At 41.3% G+C, this 24,685-nt stretch carries 18 protein-coding genes; 7 read left to right on the top strand and 11 right to left on the bottom strand.

Features of this window, described 5'->3' with window-relative positions; all coding sequences use genetic code 11:
- Nucleotides 1-13 precede the first annotated feature (13 nt).
- On the top strand, nucleotides 14-1,885 hold the full coding sequence (gene dxs / locus GW828_RS05915) for a 1-deoxy-D-xylulose-5-phosphate synthase (RefSeq protein WP_273057780.1): 1,872 nt from the start codon (nucleotides 14-16) through the stop codon (nucleotides 1,883-1,885).
- Nucleotides 1,886-2,003: 118 nt separating this feature from the next.
- Here the strand turns inward: dxs and grpE are convergent, their stop codons facing one another.
- Nucleotides 2,004-2,609, bottom strand: coding sequence for a nucleotide exchange factor GrpE (gene grpE, locus GW828_RS05910; protein WP_124017950.1), 606 nt, complete (start codon nucleotides 2,607-2,609; stop codon nucleotides 2,004-2,006).
- Between the two features lie 162 nt (nucleotides 2,610-2,771).
- On the opposite strand from grpE, the gene nadK reads away from it, so the two are divergent.
- From nadK to GW828_RS05895, 3 genes are all read left to right on the top strand, one after another.
- Nucleotides 2,772-3,650, top strand: coding sequence for an NAD(+) kinase (gene nadK, locus GW828_RS05905; RefSeq protein WP_124017949.1), 879 nt, complete (start codon nucleotides 2,772-2,774; stop codon nucleotides 3,648-3,650).
- Nucleotides 3,651-3,980: 330 nt separating this feature from the next.
- Nucleotides 3,981-5,633 carry an L-lactate permease gene (locus GW828_RS05900; protein WP_273057763.1) on the top strand — a complete coding sequence of 551 codons (1,653 nt, stop codon included), beginning with the start codon at nucleotides 3,981-3,983 and terminating at the stop codon, nucleotides 5,631-5,633.
- Between the two features lie 88 nt (nucleotides 5,634-5,721).
- A complete protein-coding gene (locus GW828_RS05895) occupies nucleotides 5,722-8,526 on the top strand; it encodes an FAD-binding and (Fe-S)-binding domain-containing protein (RefSeq protein ID WP_273057762.1) in 2,805 nt (934 codons plus the stop codon).
- Between the two features lie 174 nt (nucleotides 8,527-8,700).
- Here the strand turns inward: GW828_RS05895 and GW828_RS05890 are convergent, their stop codons facing one another.
- The 3 genes from GW828_RS05890 to GW828_RS05880 form a co-directional block, all read right to left on the bottom strand.
- Nucleotides 8,701-9,786: a CobW family GTP-binding protein gene (locus GW828_RS05890; RefSeq protein WP_273057761.1), complete on the bottom strand. Its 1,086-nt coding sequence runs from the start codon at nucleotides 9,784-9,786 to the stop codon at nucleotides 8,701-8,703.
- Nucleotides 9,783-11,054 carry a DEAD/DEAH box helicase gene (locus GW828_RS05885; protein ID WP_182698122.1) on the bottom strand — a complete coding sequence of 424 codons (1,272 nt, stop codon included), beginning with the start codon at nucleotides 11,052-11,054 and terminating at the stop codon, nucleotides 9,783-9,785. The genes GW828_RS05890 and GW828_RS05885 overlap by 4 nt, the downstream gene beginning before the upstream one ends.
- A 135-nt stretch (nucleotides 11,055-11,189) precedes the next feature.
- Entirely contained in the window at nucleotides 11,190-14,255 is a 3,066-nt protein-coding gene (locus tag GW828_RS05880) for an EAL domain-containing protein (protein ID WP_273057779.1), read from the bottom strand.
- 301 nt (nucleotides 14,256-14,556) lie between these two features.
- Between GW828_RS05880 and yiaY the strand changes: the two genes are divergently transcribed.
- Both yiaY and GW828_RS05870 read left to right on the top strand, forming a co-directional pair.
- The gene (gene yiaY, locus GW828_RS05875) at nucleotides 14,557-15,705 is read left to right on the top strand and encodes an L-threonine dehydrogenase (RefSeq protein ID WP_124017943.1); all 1,149 of its coding nucleotides are present in this window, start codon (nucleotides 14,557-14,559) and stop codon (nucleotides 15,703-15,705) included.
- 291 nt (nucleotides 15,706-15,996) lie between these two features.
- Nucleotides 15,997-16,362, top strand: a complete 366-nt coding sequence (locus tag GW828_RS05870; protein ID WP_124017942.1) for a cytoplasmic protein — start codon at nucleotides 15,997-15,999, stop codon at nucleotides 16,360-16,362.
- 114 nt (nucleotides 16,363-16,476) lie between these two features.
- Here GW828_RS05870 and GW828_RS05865 read toward each other — a convergent pair whose 3' ends face one another.
- The 5 genes from GW828_RS05865 to GW828_RS05845 all read right to left on the bottom strand — a co-directional run bounded on the left by GW828_RS05865 (nucleotide 16,477) and on the right by GW828_RS05845 (nucleotide 20,272).
- A complete protein-coding gene (locus tag GW828_RS05865; RefSeq protein WP_124017941.1) occupies nucleotides 16,477-16,845 on the bottom strand; it encodes an acyl-CoA thioesterase in 369 nt (122 codons plus the stop codon).
- 222 nt (nucleotides 16,846-17,067) lie between these two features.
- Complete coding sequence (gene ltaE / locus GW828_RS05860) at nucleotides 17,068-18,078, bottom strand: low-specificity L-threonine aldolase (protein WP_124017940.1); 1,011 nt, start codon at nucleotides 18,076-18,078, stop codon at nucleotides 17,068-17,070.
- Nucleotides 18,079-18,108: 30 nt separating this feature from the next.
- Nucleotides 18,109-18,702 (bottom strand): thiol peroxidase, encoded by a 594-nt coding sequence (gene tpx, locus GW828_RS05855; RefSeq protein WP_124017939.1) that lies wholly within the window; start codon nucleotides 18,700-18,702, stop codon nucleotides 18,109-18,111.
- Between the two features lie 66 nt (nucleotides 18,703-18,768).
- Nucleotides 18,769-19,602: a mechanosensitive ion channel family protein gene (locus GW828_RS05850; protein ID WP_124017938.1), complete on the bottom strand. Its 834-nt coding sequence runs from the start codon at nucleotides 19,600-19,602 to the stop codon at nucleotides 18,769-18,771.
- Nucleotides 19,603-19,627: 25 nt separating this feature from the next.
- The gene (locus GW828_RS05845) at nucleotides 19,628-20,272 is read right to left on the bottom strand and encodes an OmpA family protein (protein WP_273057760.1); all 645 of its coding nucleotides are present in this window, start codon (nucleotides 20,270-20,272) and stop codon (nucleotides 19,628-19,630) included.
- Nucleotides 20,273-20,806: 534 nt separating this feature from the next.
- On the opposite strand from GW828_RS05845, the gene GW828_RS05840 reads away from it, so the two are divergent.
- Nucleotides 20,807-22,315 carry a peptide MFS transporter gene (locus GW828_RS05840; RefSeq protein WP_124017936.1) on the top strand — a complete coding sequence of 503 codons (1,509 nt, stop codon included), beginning with the start codon at nucleotides 20,807-20,809 and terminating at the stop codon, nucleotides 22,313-22,315.
- 244 nt (nucleotides 22,316-22,559) lie between these two features.
- Here GW828_RS05840 and GW828_RS05835 read toward each other — a convergent pair whose 3' ends face one another.
- Both GW828_RS05835 and GW828_RS05830 read right to left on the bottom strand, forming a co-directional pair.
- Entirely contained in the window at nucleotides 22,560-23,681 is a 1,122-nt protein-coding gene (locus GW828_RS05835; RefSeq protein WP_124017935.1) for a response regulator, read from the bottom strand.
- Nucleotides 23,682-23,728: 47 nt separating this feature from the next.
- Nucleotides 23,729-24,457 (bottom strand): MlaA family lipoprotein, encoded by a 729-nt coding sequence (locus GW828_RS05830; protein ID WP_420542418.1) that lies wholly within the window; start codon nucleotides 24,455-24,457, stop codon nucleotides 23,729-23,731.
- Nucleotides 24,458-24,685: the final 228 nt, after the last annotated feature.

The raw sequence follows: 24,685 nt of genomic DNA, 5'->3' as shown, positions 1-24,685 counted from the left end.
AGACAATCTCGCTATGAGCTTCGATATTTCTAAATTCCCAGTACTAGCAAAAGCTAATACACCAGAAGAATTGAGGAAGTTACCTCAAGGTTTACTTCCACAAGTGTCTGATGAACTCAGACAGTTCTTACTTCAGTCTGTTGGTATTTCTAGCGGACATTTCGCTTCTGGCTTAGGCACAGTTGAATTAACTGTGGCACTTCATTACGTCTACAATACCCCATTCGATCGATTAATTTGGGACGTAGGCCATCAAGCTTATCCACACAAAATACTCACTGATCGTCGCGAACAGATGCACACCATTCGCCAAAAAAATGGCTTACATCCTTTCCCATGGCGTGAAGAAAGCCCATACGATACCTTTAGCGTAGGCCACTCAGGCACTTCTGTGAGTGCAGCATTAGGTATGGCGATCGCTGCTGAAAAAGAAGCTGTGGGTCGTAAAGTGGTTGCCGTCATTGGTGATGGCGCCATGACAGGCGGTATGGTGTTTGAAGCCCTTAATCATGCGGGCGACTTGCACAATGACATGCTGGTGGTACTTAATGATAACGAAATGTCGATTTCTGAAAACGTTGGTGCACTGAATAACCACTTAGCACAACTGATGTCAGGACGTTTTTATACCACCATTAGAGAGAACAGTAAAAAGGTCCTTAAAGGGATGCCAGTCATTAAAGAAATGGCTAAGCGTACTGAAGAACACCTTAAAGGCATGGTTGTGCCTGCAACGCTATTTGAAGAACTAGGGTTTAATTATATTGGCCCTATAGATGGTCACGATGTCGATTCGCTCGTTGAAACCATGCGTAATATGCGTAACCTCAAAGGTCCACAGATACTGCATATCATGACTAAAAAAGGTCGTGGTTATGAACCTGCTGAAAAAGATCCTATCGGCTGGCACGCAGTGCCTAAATTTGATCCAAGCCTGTTTAAGAAACCGACCACTAAACCAGGTTTACCTACGTTTTCACAAGTGTTTGGTAAATGGTTATGCGACATGGCAGCCACAGACGAGAAGTTAGTGGCTATCACTCCTGCTATGCGCGAAGGTTCTGGCATGGTTGAATTTTCACAACGCTTCCCAAGCCAATATTTTGATGCTGCGATTGCCGAGCAACATGCGGTCACCTTATCCGCAGGATTTGCCTGTGCAGGACTAAAGCCTGTGGTCGCCATATATTCGACCTTCCTGCAGCGCGGATACGATCAACTTATTCACGACGTAGCTTTGCAACGTTTACCGGTATTATTTGCTATTGATCGCGGCGGTATTGTGGGAGCCGATGGCCCTACCCATCAAGGTGCATTCGATTTAAGCTTTATGCGCTGTATTCCGAATATGATCATTATGGCGCCATCAGATGAAAATGAATGTCGCCAAATGCTCTATACCGGGTATTGTTACCAAGATGGTCCTACGGCGGTGCGATATCCACGCGGTTTTGCCACGGGTGCTGAACAAGTAGAAAGTATGATGGCATTGCCTATCGGTAAAGGGGTATTAACCCGACAAGGTCAGAAAATTGCGATTGTTAACTTTGGTACCACACTTGAAGCAGCGACTGATGCGGCTGAAAAGCTGGATGCCACGGTTGCTGATATGCGCTTTGTTAAACCACTGGATTTAAGCTTGCTTGAACAACTCGCCAACAGCCATGATGTTATTGTAACGGTAGAAGAAAATGCGATTATGGGTGGTGCAGGCTCAGGAGTGATTGAAGCATTACATAAAATGCGGATTGTGAAACCCGTGTTACAAATTGGCTTACCTGATGAGTTTATTGAGCACGGTGCGCCAGATGAGATAATCGCAGATCTGCAACTCGATGCAGCAGGTATTTTAGCCCAAATCCAAGCCTTTATGGCTAAGGTTTAACGGCGGTTACGTGTGCTATGAGCATGACTCGCTGATGATGCTAATAAAAAAGGACTGAAAATTCAGTCCTTTTTTGTGTCTATTGATTCAGTCTTTCGACCTTGTATCGGCTTAAACGTTAAGCTTCAACATCCACACTTGCACCGCCTTGAGATACCATTACCATAGCAGGTCGCAATAAACGGTCGTTCAGTAAATACCCTTTCTGCATGACCATCATCACAGTGTTAGCTGGAAACTCAGCACTAGGCTGCATACCGATAGCTTGATGATGTTCAGGGTTAAATGCTTGACCCTGAGGATTAACTTGGGTTACGCCGAACTTAGCCACTGACGTTAAAAAGCCTTTCATTGTCAGGTCAACACCTTCATAAATCGCCTTGGTGGCTTCATCTTCAGGATTGGTTCCCTGTAAGGCACGTTCCATATTATCGATGACAGGTAACAGTTCGTTAGCAAACTTCTCTAAGGCAAACTTACGCGCTTGCTCGACATCTTTTGCCGCGCGAGTACGGATGTTCTGTGTTTCTGCTGCTGCGCGCATTTCAACATCTTTACGCTCAGCTAACGCAGCTTCAGATTCTGCCAGTAGTTGCTCTAATTCTTCAATACGAAAATTTGCTTGGGTTAATTCATCCATCAAACTAACTTCATCAGCCGCGACTTCAGAAGTAATTTGATCTTCTACTTGATCTTGCGATGTATTGTTCGATTCGTTGCTCATGTTCGCTCCAGCTCATAAATGCGTTATTTCGTATTCTACGACAATAAATAAAGTGGCCATTTGCTGAAAATTAACAGCAAATCTCACACTTCTAATAAGTTTGAGTATATTATGGGGATCAATTCTTATGTTTCAAGGCCTAAAGGCATAACAAACGCGAATATGACTAAATTGTTCCAGACTATCGGACTCATCGGCAAACCACATCATCAAGGGACTAACCTCACGTTAACCCGATTGCATCATTGGTTGAGCATGCAGGGCTTTAAAGTTATCGTTGAAGGACGGGTATCTTCAGAGCTGGGGCCTGATGTTTGTTCAATGGACCTGCTTGAAATGGGTGAGCATTGTGATCTAGCTATCGTCGTTGGCGGTGATGGCAATATGCTGGGTGCCGCAAGGGTATTAGCACGTTTCAACGTGGCAGTTATTGGGGTAAACCGAGGTAATTTAGGCTTTTTAACCGATTTGCCACCTGATAATTTCGAAGAAGCTTTATCCAAAGTACTTGGCGGCGAATTTGAAACCGAAAACCGTTTTTTACTCGAGGCCGAAGTTCATCGCCACGGAAAAATAACCGCAAGTAATACCGCGGTGAATGAAGCTGTGCTCCATCCGGGCAAAATTGCTCATATGATCCAGTTTGAAGTGTATATTGACGACCAATTTATGTATAGCCAACGCGCAGATGGCATGATTGTCTCGACACCAACAGGTTCTACGGCATATTCATTATCAGCAGGTGGGTCAATTTTAACCCCTAATCTACAAGCTCTGATTTTAGTGCCCATGTTCCCGCACACCTTGTCTTGCCGCCCCATAGTCGTCGATGCATGCAGTACGATTAAATTAGTCGTGTCACCTGATAACGGTGAAAACCTTGAGGTCAGTTGTGATGGCCACGTCCATTTAGCGGTATTACCTGGTGATGAAATCTTAATTCGCCGTTCAAATGAACGCCTAAGACTTATTCATCCCAAAGGACATAATTATTTTCACGTATTGCGCAATAAATTAGGCTGGGGCAGTAAACTTTTCTAACAGTTTGATCTAAGTCACAGCCAACCTCCCTTTCCAGTGAGCTTCTTCACATTACCAAATACTAATTAATTATATTGTAAAGCCAATCGAAAACTCGTTTGGTTTACTCTATATGACCTGTTGCATCCTTAAAAAGCGTGATCTCAAACACGCACTTAATAACCTCATACTGACTCGCCTCACAGTTCTGTCGACGATTACACTTTCTCGTGTATTAGATGATCTCGATCAACATCCTTAACACTTAAATAACGTCTATTACGCCCTAGTTAGCCAAATGCTAACAAATAATAACAATTCAATACCCACTTATAGTGATTCGAGGTATGCATGACAATATTACAGATACTAGCAAGCTTAACCCCCATTATTAGCGTAATGGTATTTTTGGTGCTTATGCGCTTACCAGCGTCCAAAGCAATGCCCATATCAATGGTTGCTACAGGCCTTGTAGCAATGTTTATATGGCAAATGGATACACAACTTCTTGCCGCTTCGGTTGTTGAAGGTCTTCTTGCTGCACTAACACCGCTAACCATTATTTTTGGCGCGGTGTTTTTATTAAATACCCTTAAATATTCTGGCGCCATGGACACTATTCGTTCAGGCTTTACTAACATTAGTGCCGATGCACGTGTTCAGGTCATTATTATTTGTTGGTTGTTTGGTTCGTTTATTGAAGGTTCCGCTGGCTTTGGCACACCTGCAGCAATCGGTGCACCGCTGCTAGTGTTACTCGGTATTCCCCCTATTGCAGCTGCAGTAGTCGCCTTGATTGCGGATTCAACATCGGTATCATTTGGCGCAATTGGCTTACCAGTTCTATTTGGGATGGAGCAAGGTCTAACTGAAGGCGGCGTTAACATGGCAGCAGCGCAAATTGCTGAACATGGTGGCACTTTTGCAGGTTACGCACAGTTTATCGCTAAACATATGATCACCATTGACTTATTTACGGGTACATTAATTCCGTTAGTGATGGTGTGTGTGTTAACTGGCTTTTTTGGTCGAAACAAATCAATCAAAGAAGGCTTACAAGTTTGGAAATTCGCCATATTTGCAGGTTTCGCCTTTACGATACCAGCATGGTTAATTAACTATTTTGCAGGCCCTGAATTCCCATCCGTTATTGGTGCTCTTGTGGGCATGGCGTTAGTTATCCCTGTCGCTAGAAAAGGCTGGTTACTGCCGGCAAAACCTTGGTGTGACTTCAGCGAAAACGATCATAAATCAGATGAAGAAATAGCCCTAAACCAAACACCAGTTAAATTTTCACAAATTGCCGCTTGGTCTCCATACATCATTATGGCCGCGTTGTTAGTTTTATCCCGCGTGGTTGTTCCATTTAAAACCTGGTTACTCGGCTTTAATATCAGTTGGACGGGTTTATTAGGTACCGAGCTTAAAGCAGGTTTTGCAACCTTGTATGCGCCTGGTATTTTCTTTGTCGTCGTGTGTTTATTCGGTTTTATGTTATTTAAAATGAAACCTGCCACGATGAAGCAATCAATTACCGTATCGTGCAAATCGATGTTGCCTACCATTATTTCACTCGGTGCATCTGTACCTATGGTGAAGATATTCCTTAACTCAGGTGAAAATGGTGCAGGTCTAGCTTCAATGCCTGTGGCTTTAGCGGACTTATTGGCTAATAGCATGGGCTCAGTATGGGCTTGGGTTTCGCCTATCGTCGGTATTTTTGGTGCCTTTTTGTCTGGTTCTGCAACCTTCTCAAACATGATGTTTTCAGGCCTACAGTATTCTGTTGCCGACAATATTGGTATGAATCACGCCATCGCACTCGCACTTCAAGGTATTGGGGCAAATGCGGGTAACATGATGTGTGTCATGAACGTTGTTGCTGCTGCAACAGTTGTGGGTATGGCTGGACGTGAATCTGAAATTATTCGTAAAACAATGCCTATCGCAATTGGATATGCCTTAGTCGCAGGTACCATTGCCGTTCTCTGGGGTGGATTTTAATTCACTGTAAAGTGGCTTCTATTCTAACGATAACAATACAGCAGGCACACTATTCCTGCTGTATATTCAAATATTAAGAGAGCATATTATGACGATTAATTATCAAGTAGTGATGGACATGTTAACGTCACAACTGGGAAGCCAGGCCGTATCTAACGATCCAGTGCGTCGTTTTGCTTGGTCTACAGATGCCAGTTATTTTCGGATTGTACCTGAAATTGTGGTACATGCTGATACTCCAGAACAAGTTAAAATAACCCTCAATATTGCCAATGCACATAATGTCCCTGTGACCTTCCGCGCCGCGGGCACCAGTTTGTCTGGCCAGGCTATTGGTGAAGGCATTTTACTTATTTTGGGTCATGATGGTTTTAGAAACATAGACATTAGTGAAGATAAAACATCGATCACTCTAGGTGCAGCAGTCATTGGTTCTGATGCCAACATGGCATTAAAACCCTTCAATAAAAAAATTGGCCCAGATCCAGCAACATTAGCCTCGGCTCAAATTGCGGGTATGGTAGCAAACAACGCATCTGGCATGTGTTGTGGTACGGCTCAAAACAGTTATCAAACAATTAAGTCTGCTAAGTTAATGTTCGCCGATGGAACTGAACTCGATACGGGTTGCCCAGATTCTAAAGCGGCATTTAGTCAATCGCATTCAATGTTACTTGCAGCATTAACCGATTTAGCACAGCTCACAAAGAACAATCCAACCTTATCAGCCAGAATCCGTAAGAAGTTCTCAATTAAAAATACCACGGGTTACAGCATTAATGCACTGGTGGATTTTAGTGACCCATTCGATTTAATTAATCACTTAATTGTTGGCTCGGAAGGTACACTCGCGTTTGTTAATGAAGTGACTTATCACACAGTTGAAGAAGCGCAATTTAAGGCTTCTGCCATGGCAGTATTTTTTAATATGGAAGATGCCGCCAGAGCGGTTCCCCCTATTAAAGGCGATAGTGTTGCCGCAGCAGAATTGCTTGACTGGGCATCAATTAAGTCGGTTACCGGTAAAACCGGTATGCCGAAGTGGTTAAGTGATTTACCTGAAGGTTCGGCTATTTTATTGATTGAGTGTCGCGCTAATGATCCACAAACATTAGTGAAATACACTGAAGATGTTATTCAAAAAATTGCCCATATTGACACCGAACGCCCAACAGAATTTAGTAATGATCCAGTGGTATTTGGCCAGTATTGGGCAATGCGCTCAGGTTTATTCCCTATTATTGGTGGTGCAAGACCAAAAGGTACATCCGTCATTATTGAAGATGTAGCATTCGAATTACAGCATTTAGCCAGTGCAGCGTCAGACTTAACCGCCTTGTTCCATAAGCACGGTTACCCTGAAGGGGTAATTTATGGCCATGCCTTAGCCGGTAACTTCCACTTTATTATCACGCCTACATTTGCCTCACAAGATGACATCAATCGCTTCCAAGGCTTTATGAAAGATGTCGCTGACATGGTGATCAATAAGTACGACGGTTCGATGAAAGCAGAACATGGTACCGGTCGCGCTGTAGCCCCGTTTGTTGAAATGGAATGGGGTACTGACGCTTACACGTTAATGAAGCAAATCAAACAAATATTCGACCCAAGTAAACTGTTAAATCCAGGAGTTATCCTTAACGATGATAGCTTGGTACATGTTAAAAACATCAAACCTTGCCCTATTGTTGATGATTTCGTCGACAAATGTATTGAGTGTGGTTTTTGCGAGAAAACATGTCCGACTTCGGCACTCAACTTCTCTCCACGACAACGAATTGCGGTACTACGTGAAATTGAACGTTTAGAGCAATCTGGTGATAAAAAAGCCGCAGCCGAAATGCGTGCCAGTGCTAAATATGATGTTGTTGATACGTGTGCAGCGTGTCAGTTATGTACTATTGCCTGCCCAGTTGATAACAGTATGGGTCAGTTAGTACGTAAACTGCGTACCCCCTACATCACTACCACAGAGCAAAAAGTACTCGACTTCCAAGCCAAACATTTTGGCGCAGTAAACCAAGTGATCAGTACAGGTTTCGATATTTTAGGCATTGTGCACAAAATAACCGGCGATAGCATTACTAACTCCTTGATGAAAGTAGGACGCTTGATTTCCAAAGAAGTGCCATATTGGAACCCTGACTTCCCTAAAGGCGGTAAAGTTACAAAACCATCGGCTCACAAACCGGGTCAGAAAACAGTTTTATACTTCCCAGCATGCGGTGGCAGAACCTTTGGTCCAACACCAAAAGATCCTGATAGCCGCACCTTACCTGAAGTCGTTATCACTTTGCTCGAACGGGCTGGTTACAATGTGATCATCCCAGAAAACACCCGCCATTTATGTTGCGGTCAGATGTGGGAATCAAAAGGTGATTTTAAAAACGCCGATGCTAAGCGTGATGAACTGATTGATGCACTGAGTAAACAGTCAGATAATGGCAAGGTGCCTATTATTGTTGATGCTTTGTCTTGTACCTATCGTACCTTAACCGGTAATCCTAAGGTTAAAATAACCGATTTAGTCGAGTTTATGCACGACGAGATGCTACCTAAGATGACCATAACCAAGAAATCTAATGTCACTTTACACCAAGGCTGTAGTGCCCGTAAGATGAAATTAGAACCTAAACAACAGGCAATTGCTGATGCGTGTGCTAACCACGTCGTGTTACCAGCAGACATTACTTGTTGTGGTTATGCTGGTGAGAAAGGGCTTTATAAGCCTGAAATTAATGCCAGCGCATTGCGTAACATTAAAAAGCTTATCCCTGCTGAAACTAAAGAAGGTTACTACGCCAACAGAATGTGTGAGGTAGGCTTAACCCAACACAGTGGTATTTCATACCGCCATTTAGCATATTTACTAGAAGAATGTACCCGTTAAATTAACCGGCCATCAGAGTAAATAGCGAAAATAATAAGGGCATTGATATGATATCAATGCCCTTATTTTTTGTTACCATACTTAACGCTAATTTCCGAACTCAAGGTTAATTGGCGTCATGAAACGAATTATTCCCCCCAATCAAGTTGTCCTATTAACGCTAATTTAATAAAATTAGTTCAATAAACACGCCAGTAACTGTTGCTGCAACTTTTGATGCTCAAGTGGTATATCACTAATAATTTCTACCCGTGAGTCTAGAGTATCATCAAGCTCATTTAGCGCTAACGAGCCATCAACCATATTGACCCCTAATACTCCGTCGCTAGTGATCACTATCGCTTTTAACCTCAATACATTATCTATTTTAACCGTGTCAATCCAGGCCATAAAGCGCTCAAACTGAAAACAATGCACCGCGGAGAATATCCACCCACTGCTGTAGCAACCCTCACCTTGATTGGTTTTGTGAATAAAACCACTAGCAGAAACCTCAGCGGCATCAATATCACTCAGTGGTGGCTCGCTCGAAAACCAATTATCTGCAAGCGATTTTCGGCCCAATAAGCGTTGTGCCGTTGTTGGACAACGATACTTTGTCGGGACATTTAAGTACGCCAAAATCTGCTGGATCAAGTCAATATCAGTGAAGTAATTAGCGACTGTGATAAGTGGCGTGTGTTGTAAGTATAACTTGCTGAGGAATTGCTGCAGTTGCAGATGATCGTTTGCGGTGTAAAGCTGTGCTTTGTTAGCAAGTAGCACATCAGCCAGCTGTAATTGCTGTGTAAACGTATCATGGTTTTGATAGCGTGGATCGCCAACTTTGCGGGCATCCACTAGGCAGATACTGGTTTGTAGCTTAATAACATGCTGATAATATTCAGATGTTAACAACTTAGCAATTTCGGCTGGATGACCTAACCCTGTGGGTTCTATGAGTAATCGATCCGGTTTTGTTTGTTGGATAAGCTGATTTATCGCCACTTGTGTTGGCAAGCCAGACACGCAACAAAGACAACCACCGGGTACTTCTTTTATCACCACAGCAGGCTGTTTTTTTGATGATTCAGATGCGTGATTATCACCGACTGTGGCATTTAACAATCCACCATCTATGCCTATTTCGCCAAACTCATTAACCAGCACAGCCCACACTTCATCTTTGGGTTTATGCGCTAATAACTGGCTAATGAGTGTGGTTTTACCCACGCCCAGAAAACCGGTAATGATATTGGTATTAATCGGTTTAGTGATCATTTTTTCGCTTTAGAATATTTACCTTTACGAGTCGGCTTAGCATCAGTTTGCGATGGCTTGCCCCGTTTATACTTAAGTACTTTTTTAGGTTTCTCAATCGCCACATCCCGGTATCTAGCTGGTAGTGGCGCCCCTTCTTCATATCCGACTGGCACCTGTAACGGTAAAGACTGTCCAATAAGTAGTTCAATTGCGGCAAGTAACTCAAGCTCTTGCGGGCTGACCAGCGAAATCGCTTCACCGCCTAATCCCGCACGGCCAGTGCGCCCTATACGATGAACATAATCTTCACATTCTTCAGGCAATTCAAAGTTAATCACTCTTGGTAACGCTTGAATATCAAGCCCTCGAGCGGCCAAGTCGGTAGCGATTAACACGCGTAATTGACCAGTTTTAAACTCTTCTAGGGCGCGGTTGCGTGCGCCTTGACTTTTATCACCGTGAAATACCGATGACTTAATACCGTCTAGGCTTAACTCGCGATATAAATGATCGGCGGTTTCTTTGCGGCTGGTAAACACCATCACTTGCTGCCAGTTATGCTTGCCAATCAATTCAGATAACAACTCGGCTTTACGACGGGTGTCGACTTGATACACCTGCTGGACAACATTAGCCGCTGTGGTTTGGGTTTCAACATGAACATATTCAGGATTGTTTAGCATTTTAGCTGCTAGGGTTTTAACTTCTTCAGAAAAAGTAGCAGAAAACATCATGGTTTGATGTTGTCTGGCAATTAAGCGCTTCACTTTTTCAATATCTTTCACAAAGCCAAGATCGAGCATACGGTCTGCTTCATCAATCACTAAATGAGTGACAAAAGATAAATCCAATTCATGTTGACCAATAATGTCAAACAAACGCCCTGGGGTAGCGACCAATATGTCGACACCTTGCTCTAATGCTTTGCGCTGAGGGTTTATACTCGCGCCGCCATACACAGCTAAGCTAATCAGATTAATAAATTGGCTGTATTTAACTAAATTTTGTTCAATCTGAATCGCTAACTCACGGGTCGGTGTCATGATTAATGCACGTAAACGATGTGATGATGGTAAATCCGCATCATCTTGGGCCATTAAATGGCTGAGTAACGGTAAAGCAAAAGCGGCTGTTTTTCCGGTACCGGTTTCGGCACTGGCCAACACATCTCGGCCATCTAGCGCTAGTGGGATCACAGCTTGTTGGACAGGAGTAGCAGTTTGATACCCAGATTGACTCACCGCATCTAATAATAGTGGCGATAATCCTAGCGACGTAAATGACATAACAGACTCAGTAAAAACAAATAAAAATAGGTCGCTATTGTATACTAATCTAAACACCATTAACTATTACATTAATGGTGTTAGCAACCATTTATCACGCTGGATGATGCAGGTGTTGAGGGTGTCGCGATGACATTAACGTGACATGACCTTAGTCAATTTTAGTTGTGTTACTTTATTAACTAAATACTTTTGCTCAAAATCGTGTCGACACAAGGCATGCGAGAAAATATATCCTTGGGCATAATCACAACCAGCAAGCTCCATTAACTGTCGTTGATTTTCAGTTTCAATACCTTCGGCAATCACTTCAATGCCAAGCTTATGGGCCATGGCAATAATCGCTTCGCACAAATACTTTTCATTACTTTCTGCAGACAAACTATTGACTAAACCTTTGTCAATTTTAAGGTAATTAATGTTAAATTTCTTTAAATAGGCCAACGATGAATAACCTGAGCCGAAATCATCAAGCGAGATTTGTATACCAGCATCAGCATAAGCTAATAATTTAGCCTCAACATTAGGTTCAATTTCAAGCAATAAGCTTTCAATGATTTCAATGCAGATACTATTGGTCGGTAATGCGAGCGAATGCATGTAGTTGAGCCAGTCTTCAACCTGAGTCGACTCATCTTTAAACTGCACAGAAGACATATTAATACTGATTTGAACGTCTGCATTAAACTGTGCTTTCCATTTCTTTGCTTGCTCACAAGCCTGATAAAAGACCCAATTACCAATATCGACTACCATGCCAGTCTCTTCGGCAATAGAGATAAAGTCTGCTGGCGGAATAACGCCCACGGTAGGATGATGCCAACGAATTAACGCTTCAGCTTTGATCACCTGCTGACAACTTAAATCAACAATGGGTTGGTAATATAGTTCAAATTGCTGTTGAGTGATGGCAACTTTGAGATCCCGGATCAGTAGCATCCGCTTTTGGGCACTATCTTGCATTGCCGAGGTAAAATAATTAAATCGATTACGCCCAAGCTTTTTAGCTGAATACATAGCTTGATCAGCATTCTTTAACAATCCTTCCGTTGTTTTTGCGTCGTCAGGAAATAGAGTGATACCAATACTGGCGCTAATATAAGCCGTTTGCTCACCTAATAAATAAGGTTTTGACAGTTGTTTGAGTATTTGCTGCGCGACGCGATCGACACCATGAGTATCTTCAAGATTGGCCAGTACTATGGTAAATTCATCGCCACCAAGACGAGCAACAACATCAGTCTCTCGAATGCATTGCTTTAGACGAGCCGCCGTTTCAAGCAACAATACATCGCCCATATCATGGCCCAATGTGTCGTTAATCTCTTTAAAGTAATCTAAATCTAAAAACATCAATGCAAAATGATTATGCTTACGGTCACTTAATAAAACCTCTTGATTCAAAAATGTTAGTAACATCCTCCGATTAGGTAATCCGGTGAGTGCATCATAATTAGCCTGGCGCCATATCAACTCTTGCGTTTGTTTTTTCTCAGTAACATCAGAAAATAACGCAACAAATCGATCTGCCTGCGACTTCTTGCTCACGATTGAATTAATCGTTAACAAGATAAGGTAACTTTCACCATTTTTACGCCGCATCCACACTTCACCATGCCAATGCCCCTGTTGGCTAAGCTGCTGTGTTAACTGCTGATAAAAGTGTTTAGGCTGCAGATCTGTTTCAAACATACTCAAATGCTGATTTTGTATGTCTTCCTGAGTAAATCCTGTGATAAAAGAAAATGCCGGATTTGAATCAATAATAATGCCATTAGCAGTAAACACACTCATGGCTTCACTGGAGTTTTGATACACAGATGAGGCAATACTTAACGAATCTTCAACCTGTTTAATATCAGTAATATCACTATGGGTGCCAAACACTCTTAGAGGTTTACCTTTAGCATCAACATCAACAACGCTGCCGGTTTGTAAAATCCAGCGCCACACACCTTGAGAATCAATTAATTGATATTCCACACGCTGACTAATGCTGCGGCCTGTTATAATTTCATTAATACTGCGCAAAAACTTAAATTTATCTTTTGCATGTATTGCATCTATCCATCGCTCTGGCTGCAAATTAAGCTCGTCCATGGTACAGCCCAAAATCTCAGCACTGTATCGATTAGTGCTAATACGATGACTAACGACATCCCAGTCCCAGACGCCTAATTCACTACTATCGAGTACCAAAGCGAGTTGTTCTTTACTGTGTAATAAAGCTTGCTCCGCTTGCTTTCGTTCGGTGATGTCTAGAAAAGCTGCAATCACCAAAAAAGTATCGTCTTCAATATGACGACGACATGTAATGGTCATATGGGTATAAACAACCGAACCATCTTTGGCGATAAAACGTTTATCAATTTCGTATTCGTTGAGTTGGCCTTTAAGCATTTCCTCATAGAGTAATAAATCTTTATTCAAATCATCTGGATGAGTTAATGCTTGCCAGGTTAGCGATGTTAATTCTTTTTCGCTGTAACCAAACATACGACATAAATAAGGATTAACTCGCAGCCAATATTTATTTTTTGTACTAATGGAAATACCAATATTGCCAATATCAAATTGATTTTTAAATAGAAAATCGTCTTGAAGTTTAACTTGTATATCGTTTTTACTGGATACTATTTGGCTAAGAAAATGACCAATGATCAGCGTCAGTAACGGTAATACCGTCATGATAGGCAGTGACATAAGAGTGAAAATGGCTAACGCTTGTTCGGAAGGTAATAAAAATAACCAATTCAGTAATACCGCATGCACTGCTACACCGAAAAGGTAAAACTCAACATAGCTAATTTGATCTAATTTATCCACCCGAAATCGGCGCCAAATTAGCCCTATCATAGCGCTGCTAATCAAGATAAATATGCCCACCTCGACCGCTTCACCGCCCAAGAAATAGCGGTATCGCGCCATAATAATGATGGCGATAGCAGTAGGAATAGCACCAAAGAATAATCCGCTTAAACTGATCGCTACTGAGCTTGCATTAAACAATATTGGCTGTTGTTCAACCAGTGGAAACATCATGATAATGATGCCAATAACACCGACAAGTGCACCAATATAAAATGGCCACAGGGCAGGATCCACTTTACGTTGATACAAAGGAGAGAGTGAGCAAACATAAACTAGCGCCAGAAGTAGCGCTGAATTTTCTAAAATTGAGAAAAAAACATTTAGATTCAACATCTATATATTTCCCTTATCTATCCTTAATAAGCACATTAGCATCCAAGCTATCTCGATCTAGTCATGTAAAAACAATCTAAAACCATGGTCCCTTCATGTTTTACCGTGAATCATTCTATATATAAACAAGATAATATTCATCTAAAATTTTCAGCGACTCTTGATATAAACAGTAAGAAAAATCAGATCAATAATTGTTTTTAATCGCCGTTAATCAGATTCAGATCACATAATATTGTTGGTGTTATTGCTACGTTTACCACAGAGAATATTCAATCTTATATAAAGGACAATCAATATGGCGACTAAATTTTTTATTCCAAGCGTCAACATTCTGGGTCAAGGTAGCGTAGATGAAGCCATTAAAGACATCAACGCATTTGGATTTACCAAAGCACTAATTGTTACCGACAAACCACTAGTGAGTATTGGTTTAGTGGCTAAGGTGACTAAAAAGCTCAATGCTAATGGGATTGAAGTGGTTATTTTTGATGGTGTTCAACCCAACCCTACTACAGGTAATGTTGCCGCTGGCCTTGAGCTATTAACAAGTCATAAGTGTGATTTTATTATTTCATTAGGCGGTGGTTCGCCTCATGATTGCGCTAAAGGCATAGCGCTTGTTGCCACTAATGGCGGCAACATTAAAGATTATGAAGGTGTAGATGTCTCAATTAAGGCACAAATGCCATTAGTGGCCATTAATACCACTGCCGGCACGGCAAGCGAAATGACCCGTTTTTGTATTATTACCGATGAAGCAAGGCACATTAAAATGGCCATTGTCGATAAAAATACCACCCCAATACTTTCTGTAAATGATCCAGAACTGATGCTTGAAAAGCCTGCATCACTCACAGCAGCCACAGGTATGGATGCATTAACGCATGCCATTGAAGCCTATGTTTCTATTGCTGCCAATCCGATCACCGATGCATGTGCAATAAAAGCCATTGAGCTTATTCAAGCTAACTTAATCAATGCTGTAAAACACGGCGATGACATCCAAGCTCGTGAAAATATGGCCTATGCCCAATTTCTCGCGGGTATGGCATTTAATAATGCCAGCCTAGGTTATGTGCATGCGATGGCACATCAACTGGGTGGTTTTTATGATTTACCACACGGCGTATGTAACGCATTGCTTCTGCCGCATGTTCAAACATATAACGCTCAAGTCGTACCAGCACGCTTAGCTGACGTAGCCAAAGCAATGGGCATCGACATCACAGCAATGTCAGACGATCAAGGCGCTAAAGCAGCAATCGATGCCATTAAGCAACTGTCTACAGCAGTAAACATCCCTGCAAATTTAACTGAATTAGGTGTTAAAGCTGAAGACATTCCTACCCTAGCAGATAATGCCCTTAAGGATGCTTGTGGTTTTACAAATCCAAAACAGGCTACACACGCAGAAATTTGCCAAATTTTCACTAACGCGCTATAAAATTCAATAACAGAACATAAACCAATATAAAGGGATAAGTATGTCAACTTTAGCTGACTTATCTCTTAGGTCGAATTAAGGTTAATTCGTTTAGTTAAGCAGCCCCAAGCCCGTATTTATTTACGGGCTTTTTTAGCTAGTGTTTAATGTAAAAAACCAACAATGACAACAGCTTATTTTTAATTTAGTAAAAAGTGATGCTTAGATCTAAGTTCTTGAAATAAGGATTGACCAATACAAAAAATAAGGTCTATGATGAAAACACTTAGATAGCGAATAGGTAGGTAAACAATGACAGCGATTACTCATATATATAATTACACCGTTCGATGCCCGCACTATAAAGAAAACGAACAAACGGCAACATGGCTCAACCATATCGAAGTAAACCAATCTTGTGAAATTGCTCTAGACCGTATCACTAAATGGCACAACCTCTCAGGCACCAAATCATTTGAACTAGACGATTTTGTGGTTCGAAAAGCCGATAATGAAGAAGCCTATTTTGCCATGCAAAGTAGCCGCCTTAAGCATGATGGCCATGCCCTTGTTACATTTAAAATCTATTTAGACAACTGCTGCCAAGATGCTTCTCCAAATCAAATAATGGAGCATTTAATCAATGATTATCAACAGCGTATCGCTAAAGTCGAGTAATATACTAAGTCTATTTACCATCAATATTAAGGAGCTATCATAGCTCCTTATTTTTTGCTGTTTATCTTCAGCTCAATCAACATAAACACAACCCTACTGTGAGTAATGGAACAACTAAGCCGCATTGGCTCGCATACCGTGTGGAATAGGCAAACCATTTTCATTTACGTTAACAAATACCATTTTATCAATAAAGGCAATCGGTGCATGATTCACTTTATTGCGTATTTTACAACGCACAGTCACTGAACTTTGGCCTAAACTCACTAACTCAAAACCAAACTCAATGATGTCACCAGTTTGTGCTGGCGCCATAAAACTAATTTCTGAGATAACTTTAGCGATGTGGAATTGACTGCGCATCTGGCAACTGGCAAAAATAGTCGCTTCCTCGTTGACCCAACTTAACAATTGACCACAGCATAAGCTTTTAGTGCTATTGAGATGGACAGGCATGATGATATGACGTGAGAAATATTTCATAGTGACCTCATTATCTAACTGATTAATTTTGCGTCGTTAGGCGCATACCCTTAAACAATTAGCAATGATTAAGCCAAGTATATTATTATATAAAAATCATATAGATAAAATATAACCTTAATAAATATATGATTAAAATGCCCAAAATAAATGCAACCACGCACCAAAAAAGGTAAAGGCCACACTGAGTGTGGCCTTTACTTGATAATGAACCGCAGATGATTAACGAATAATTTGCTTTACCGTGTTCACAAAAACACTAATGTCATTCGCGCTGATGTCTTTATGAGTCACTAGGCGTAACTGCCTGTTCGGGCTAATGATAATACCTTTGTTAGCCAGTTTTAGCGCAAGCGCTTTAGGATCGATATGTTCAGCCAATGTAGCAAAGACAATATTAGTCTGCACTGCGCTCACATCAACAGTAAATTCATCCATGTCTGCCAACAATAAAGCTAAAGTACTCGCGTTGTGATGATCATCCGCTAAACGGTCAACCTGCTCAGTTAACGCTAGCTTAGCAGCTGCCGCAATAATACCTGCTTGGCGCATTCCGCCACCGAGCATTTTACGCCAGCGTGTCGCTTTACTGATTAAGCGCTCATCACCCAACAGAATCGAGCCTATCGGTGCACACAAGCCTTTTGATAAACAAATCGATACAGAGTCAAAGTATTGAGTAATATCGGCAATACCAATGCCTTGTGCAACCGCAGCATTGGCCACACGAGCACCATCTAAATGAATTTTCAGACCGCGATTAAACGCCAAGCTTTGCGCTTGGGCTAAATAGTCTTGGCTTAATATCTTACCGCCAATGGTGTTTTCTAAACTCAATAATCGAGTTTGAGCAAAATGAACATCATCAGGCTTAATAGCGGCTTCAATATCTTGCAATAAAATGCTGCCATCGGCTTGATTATTCAGCGGCTGAGGTTGAATACTGCCTAATACTGCCGCTCCTCCACCTTCAAACTTATAGTTATGAGCTTGTTGACCGCAAAGATACTCATCGCCACGTTCACAATGGGACATTAAAGCTAATAAATTAGCTTGGGTACCAGAGCTCACAAACAAGGCACCATCAAAACCAAACATCTCGGCTGCCATGTCTTGTAAACTATTCACGGTCGGATCATCACCATAAACATCGTCACCAACTTCAGCATTCGACATAGCTAAGCGCATTGCTTGTGTCGGTTTAGTCACTGTATCACTTCGAAAATCAATCATACTGCGTCTCTATCCTCATTCACTCAGCCATTACTTAGCGAGTGACGATATTTCTGTTAATGCCGCTAAAGCTGCATCATAGTTTGGGTGCTCGCTGACTTCTGTTACTAGCTCTTGGTACTTTAAAATACCCTGAGGATCAATAATAAAAATAGAACGAGCCAATAAACCATGGTCTTTAATTAACAAACCATATTTATCACCAAAGTCACGCCATACTGAATCTGATAACACTTTAATTTTATCTACATTTTCAGTTTGGCAAAAACGCTTTTGGGCAAATGGTAAGTCTTCACTGATGGTTAGCATGACAACATCAGCATCATATTGAGAAAATTCTTTGTTAAACCGCTTGGTTTGCAACGCACATACGCCAGTGTCTAAGCTTGGTACAGCACTAATCAGTACTGTTTTACCTTTAAAATCACTTAAGCTTACTGGGTTAAACTTATCATCAACCACTGTAAATGATGGTGCAGTCTTATTTAAGCTCGGCATCTTACCCTCTAATGCAACCGGGTTACCGCCCATGGTAATCATGGTTTTTTCGCCAGCAAAACTGTGAGCGCTTATAACAGATGAAGATAATAATGTGATCGCTGCAAAGGTTGAAAATAGCTTCATGGAAAAACTCCTTGTATAAAAAAACCAGCAAATGCTGGTTTTTAAAATATTAAATTGCCTGCAATATTATTTTGCTGGAACTTCTTTGACATGTAAATCCATTTGTGGAAATGGAATTTCAATTTCAGCTGCATCTAGTGCATTCTTGATTTGCTCAAGCAATTCAAAACGTACAGGCCAATAGTCTGATGTTTTAACCCATGGACGTACCACAAAGTTAATTGAACTATCAGCGAGTTCTGCAAGGCCTATGGTATAAGCTGGATCTTTTAATACCAGTGGATTGTTATCAAGAATATCTGCTAATACTTTCTTGGTTTTAGCGATATCAGCAGTATACGAAACACCGATAATTAAATCGATACGACGCTTTTCTAATGCCGAGTAATTAGTAATCGTGCCGTTCATAATCGAAGAGTTAGGCGCGATGATAACTTTGTTATCACCAGTACGTAAACGGGTAGAGAAAATCGTTATCTCATCAACTACGCCAGCAACACCAGCCGCTTCAATAAAGTCACCAACACGACATGGGCGGAAAAGCACCATTAATACGCCTGATGCAAAATTTGAAAGAGAACCTTGCAATGCTAAACCAACCGCTAAACCCGCAGCACCGATAACCGCAACGAGTGAAGCTGTTTGCACGCCAACCTGACCAAGTGTAGCGACAATTGTAAATACAAAGACCAACATCCACGCTAAGTTTGCCACAAACGAAACAACTGTTGCATCCACTTTGCGGCTTGTCAGTAATTTGGTTGTTATGCGTTTTGCTACACCGGAAAAATACTTACCGATGACAAAAATAACAATAGCAGCTAGCGCTTTAAGACCATAAGTCATCAAAAACTCAGGTGCCTGCTCCACTAAAGCATCTAAACCTTCTATGTTTTCCATTCCCTTCTCCCTTTAAATAGCAGTATTATTCTGCCGATATAATAAACTCTACACGTCGATTACGCTGCCGCCCTTCTACAGTGGCGTTATCAGAGACCGGATTTTTGTTACTCATTCCAACAATCCCAATCGACGTTGGCTGAAATTGGTATTCATTAACCAGCAAATTTTTAATCGTGGCAGCACGTTTAAGTGATAGCGCCTGGTTGACAGCATCACTACCAATACTATCGGTATGCCCTTCTAAACGGATGACAACCTCAGGGTGTTGCTCAATATATTGTTGCACTCTCACTAAGGTTGGTCGTTGAGTTAACAATACCTTTGATTTATCGAAATCAAAATATACTGGTTGAAGAATAGACCCAAAACAATCAACAGCCACAGAGAGATCTCGCTGTTGACGACATTGTTCAGCGATAAGAGCAGCATTATTAGTAACTGTTGCGCCTAGCTCCGCATCAAAAGCGCTATCATCTTCGGCATCTTCATCGACAATCAACAACTCAGTATCAATACAGCCATTTGCCATAACAACACTATTAGCAGGTGTGTCATTACATGCATCTTTTTTGTCTGGTACCCCGTCAAAATCAGTATCAACCCAAGCATGGGCTGTGAAGATAAAACACCCCATTAAGATCAATGTCAACGTACGAATGATAGCCATAAATACCCCTTCGACATGACATCGAAATATGTTAATGAGACGTATTTTACCTGTTTATAAGTTAAATTAAAAGACAACACTTTATAATCAATACCTTGCTAGACAGGCTTCACGCTAATGTCACTTAAGCATGATAAGGATATCGGCGCCAGCTTAGAAAGCTTTATCAGCCTAGGTGCTATTATCGCGCAAGCTTAAAAACAATCCCTTAACATTCAAGCACGTTAACAGTCTACTTGGACACAATTGATAACAAGCTTAACCTCTCTGTTCCCCGCATTAACATTGACTTTGTCGCCTCTTAAAGGGTATATAAGGTTAGCTTTTTGATGTTTGGTCAGCTTTTAGCATCAAAATGACATTATTTATTATAAAAAATAGACAATAAAGTTGCTCAGTATTGCTTTATCACATTCAAATACCCGTTATTTCAGGTGTTCGTGGAAAAGTCAGTCATAGACAACTCTTGCAAACAATTATTTCTGTGACGATATTTTTCTCACAGGCAATCACAAGCTTAAGGTGGAAGACTTAATGAGTGACGCAAAACCTCAAGGTACATTGTTTGGGCACCCTAAGGGGTTGTTCTTACTTTTTACAACAGAACTATGGGAACGTTTTAGTTATTACGCCATGCGTGCAATTTTAGTACTTTATCTCGTCGATAAAGTGCAAAGCGATCAAGCAGGTGGCGGTTTAGGCTGGACCCAAGCAGACGCACTATCACTATATGGTACTTTTACTGGTTTAGTTTACTTGACACCATTAATTGGTGGCTGGCTAGCTGATAACGTATTAGGTCAACGTAAAGCCATTTATATTGGTGGCTTCTTAATGGCAGCAGGTCAATTTACACTTGCAGCACCGCATAGCTGGATGCCAGGCTTGGAAACCACTGTGTTTTATATTGGTTTAGGAACGCTAATTTTAGGTAACGGTCTATTTAAACCCAATATCTCTACCATGGTAGGTGATTTATATCCTGCTGGTGATCACCGTCGTGACGGTGCATTTACGATATTTTACATGGGGATCAACCTAGGTGCGGCCTTATCAGGCTTTATTGTTGCCTGGGCTTACACTTCATTTGGTCATGACGTTGTTATCGATGGTAAAGACGTGTTCATCAACAACTGGCAAGCAGGTTTCTTCTGCGCTGGTGTTGGTATGATTTTATCCTTAATTATTCAATTTTTCTTTGCTCAAAAATTACTTGGCGATATCGGTACTGAACCGGCTGCAAGAGTAGAACAAAGAAAAAATGAAGCCAAAGGTGAGATCAGAAGTGAGCCACTGACCAAGATTGAACGTGACCGCATTAAAGTGATTATGGTAATGGGTTTATTTACCATCATCTTCTGGGCGGGATTCGAGCAAGCTGGCGGCTTAATGAACTTGTTCACCAACAATTTCACCGACCGTATGATTGGCTCATGGGAAGTGCCTACCACTTATTTCCAATCACTCAATGCTATTTTCATTGTTGTTTTTGCTCCCGTGATTGCCTCAATTTGGATTCGTCTTGGTAAAAGTGAACCCAACTCACCAATTAAGTTTGCTATAGGCTTATTCTTATTGGCGATTGGTTTCCTATTTATGATGGGCGCTGTATTCGAAATGGGTGGCGACGCTTCGGTTAAATCAAGCATGTGGTGGTTAGTTGGGGCTTATTTCTTCCACACCATGGGAGAATTATGTTTATCACCTATTGGTTTATCAATGGTAACCAAACTGGCTCCACTGCGCATCGCTTCGTTAATGATGGGTGCATGGTTCCTATTTATCGCTGCAGCTAATAAAATTGGTGGCCTAGTCGGTTCATTGATTGGTCATGGCGGTGAAGTAGAAGAGCAGCTAGCAAACGCGATGGCTATTTTTGCTGGTATCGGTATTACTGCGGTTATTTCAGGGATTATTTTGTACTTCATGTCAAACAAATTGGTTGACTGGATGCACGGTGCTGAAAGCAAAAATGACACTGAAGAAGAAGTGTTAGAAGAAGAGATTGCAGTCACAGCTGAACACGAAGGTATTCAACGTTAATTCGTGTTGACGTAATTGTTACTCTTAATATCATCCCCTCCAAGTTTTCTTGTGAGGGGATTTTTTATGCACCCACATCAAGGGCTGCTAGGTTCTAGAAATAGAGCGCCTGCGGCTGCTAGAACGGACTCCGTCATGCTAGGATCACTTCGCTATGCTGTTTGCTTTTATAGCCTCTAGCCGCGAAGCGTCCTAGCAGCGCAGCGCTCTAGGTTTCTAGTGTCTAGATAGCCTCTAACAATGATCAGCGACAGGCTAACTGCATAAAGCCACCCGCTTTAATATCTGACTGATACACTAAGCCTGTAAATCGATTATCAAGCAATTGTTGTTTATGCTCATAAAAATGTGTACCAATACAAATTTGTTCATCTCTTAGTAAAGTTCTAACTTGCATACTGGGCTTATCCCACATCGCGCTACCAAGCGGCGCTGATTCGGGCAAAGCTAAGGGCGTGAGTATATTGCCATTGCGTAAATAACATCGCAGGCCCTTACCTGATTGGCCTATTGATAACAAATACTGGCTCAAATCGATACACACATAAATAATATCAGTATGAATATGTAGCCCTGACTTAACCATACGTTCATTAAGATACGTCAGCATATTCTTGGGTTCAATTAAGGTATTACTTAGGCCATTTCTAAACAGCTTAAGTTTTTGATTGATAAAACTGCGGAGTAATACACAGCCAAAAGCAGCACTATTATCCTCTGGCGAAAAGTGGGCCATATACATAACTAAATGATGATCGCCCACCATAGTAGAGTCAATAAAATAGGCACTTATATCATTATTTTTAAACAGGCTATAATTGATATCCGCTTTAGGATAATAGATATGTGAAGCCGGAAATAATTGCTGCTGCACACTTTTGGCAGCTTGAGCATTTTGCTCAAGCAGCGATAAATTATCAGTGAGTTCTTGATATGAAAGCTCATTCATTTCTTGTAAATGAAATTGCCCAGACACATTCATAGGCGTCGCAGCTGACATCATAGCTTGAATGATAGCTTGTTCAATAATAAGTAAATCTGCAATCGGCTTAGTCAGATAATCACTGGCACCGATGCGCAATGCCTCTACAACATCAGACATCACATCGTTACCAGAAATAACAATAGCAGGTATAGCTGGATTAATATCTTGCATTTGCTTAAGCATAGACAAGCCATCAAGGCCTGGCATGCTTAAATCTGCAATAACAATGTCAAAAATAGAATCAGAAAAAAGGGCTATACCTTCATAGCCATTACAAGCTTGAGTAACCCGAGCACCTTGTCCTTGCAAAAAACTAGCAACGACATGGCGAAATATCGGGTCATCTTCAACAAAGAGGATCTCGACATCAGTTAGCGCCATACAACAACCTCACAGACATTCACTGTCGAGGTGCCTGTATGCCTCGACTATTCTAGCTCATCTAAATACTCATCAAGTAACTCATCGTCTGCTTGACTTGATGGCACATCACCATCAAACACTTTGTAATCCACATGCTGTAAATAGGCATCTTTTACAAAAGCATAAGGATCGAGAGCATTGTCTAATAATCGTTCTTGATCAATGGCCTTAGAACGAGCATCTAAGCCTTTTAAGCCCCATTTTAATACTGATTGCCAAAAAGTTAACTCCGATAAGGGAAAGTATAGACCATCCACCCAATCAGAGGCTAATTCTCTTGTCACAATTGGACCATAAAATGGCGCCATAAAGTAAGGACCATTGGGCGTACCGTAATAACCTAAAACTTCGTTAAAGTCGTCCTGTTTACGGTGCATCCCCATCATGTCGGCTACATCTACCAAGCCCAATAAACCAATGGTGGTGTTAACGGTAAAACGCCCACCAGCATTAGCAGCCCATTTCCACTTTCCTTGCAGAGTATTATTGACTAGGGAGCTGGGCTCTTCTAAGTTATAAACAAAATTATTAACCCCCGTTCTTAGCGGATTAGGCACATAATCTTTATAGCCATGAGCGACTGGGCGAATAATATATCTGTCTAAAAACAGATAATTAAAATCCCACATAGTGCGGTTAATCTCCTCAAATGGATCAAGAGGATCATTATATTTAATTTCAACTGCAGGTACTGGCGCAGCGACAACTTGAGGTGCTTCGGCTTGGGCATACATAGGTATGCTAATCACAAACACCTGAAGTAATATCCATTTATACTTCATATAATTCTCTTTAAAATGACAAAAGGTCCTGCTCAATAAACTGCTAACTCTGTCTTTTTATTAAAGCAATTTTTGTTCAAGTCGATATAATTTAGCAAGCTAGTATTAGGCTAATATTTTACAATATTCAATAACTAGGCCTTGCTTGTACGTGTTTGTTAGCCGCAATCGATCAGCAAA

It is taken from the genome of Shewanella vesiculosa, from assembly GCF_009994065.1.
Taxonomy (GTDB): domain Bacteria; phylum Pseudomonadota; class Gammaproteobacteria; order Enterobacterales; family Shewanellaceae; genus Shewanella; species Shewanella vesiculosa.
Note: the sequence above shows the minus strand (reverse complement) of the source record. Positions and strands in the feature narration are given on the sequence as shown.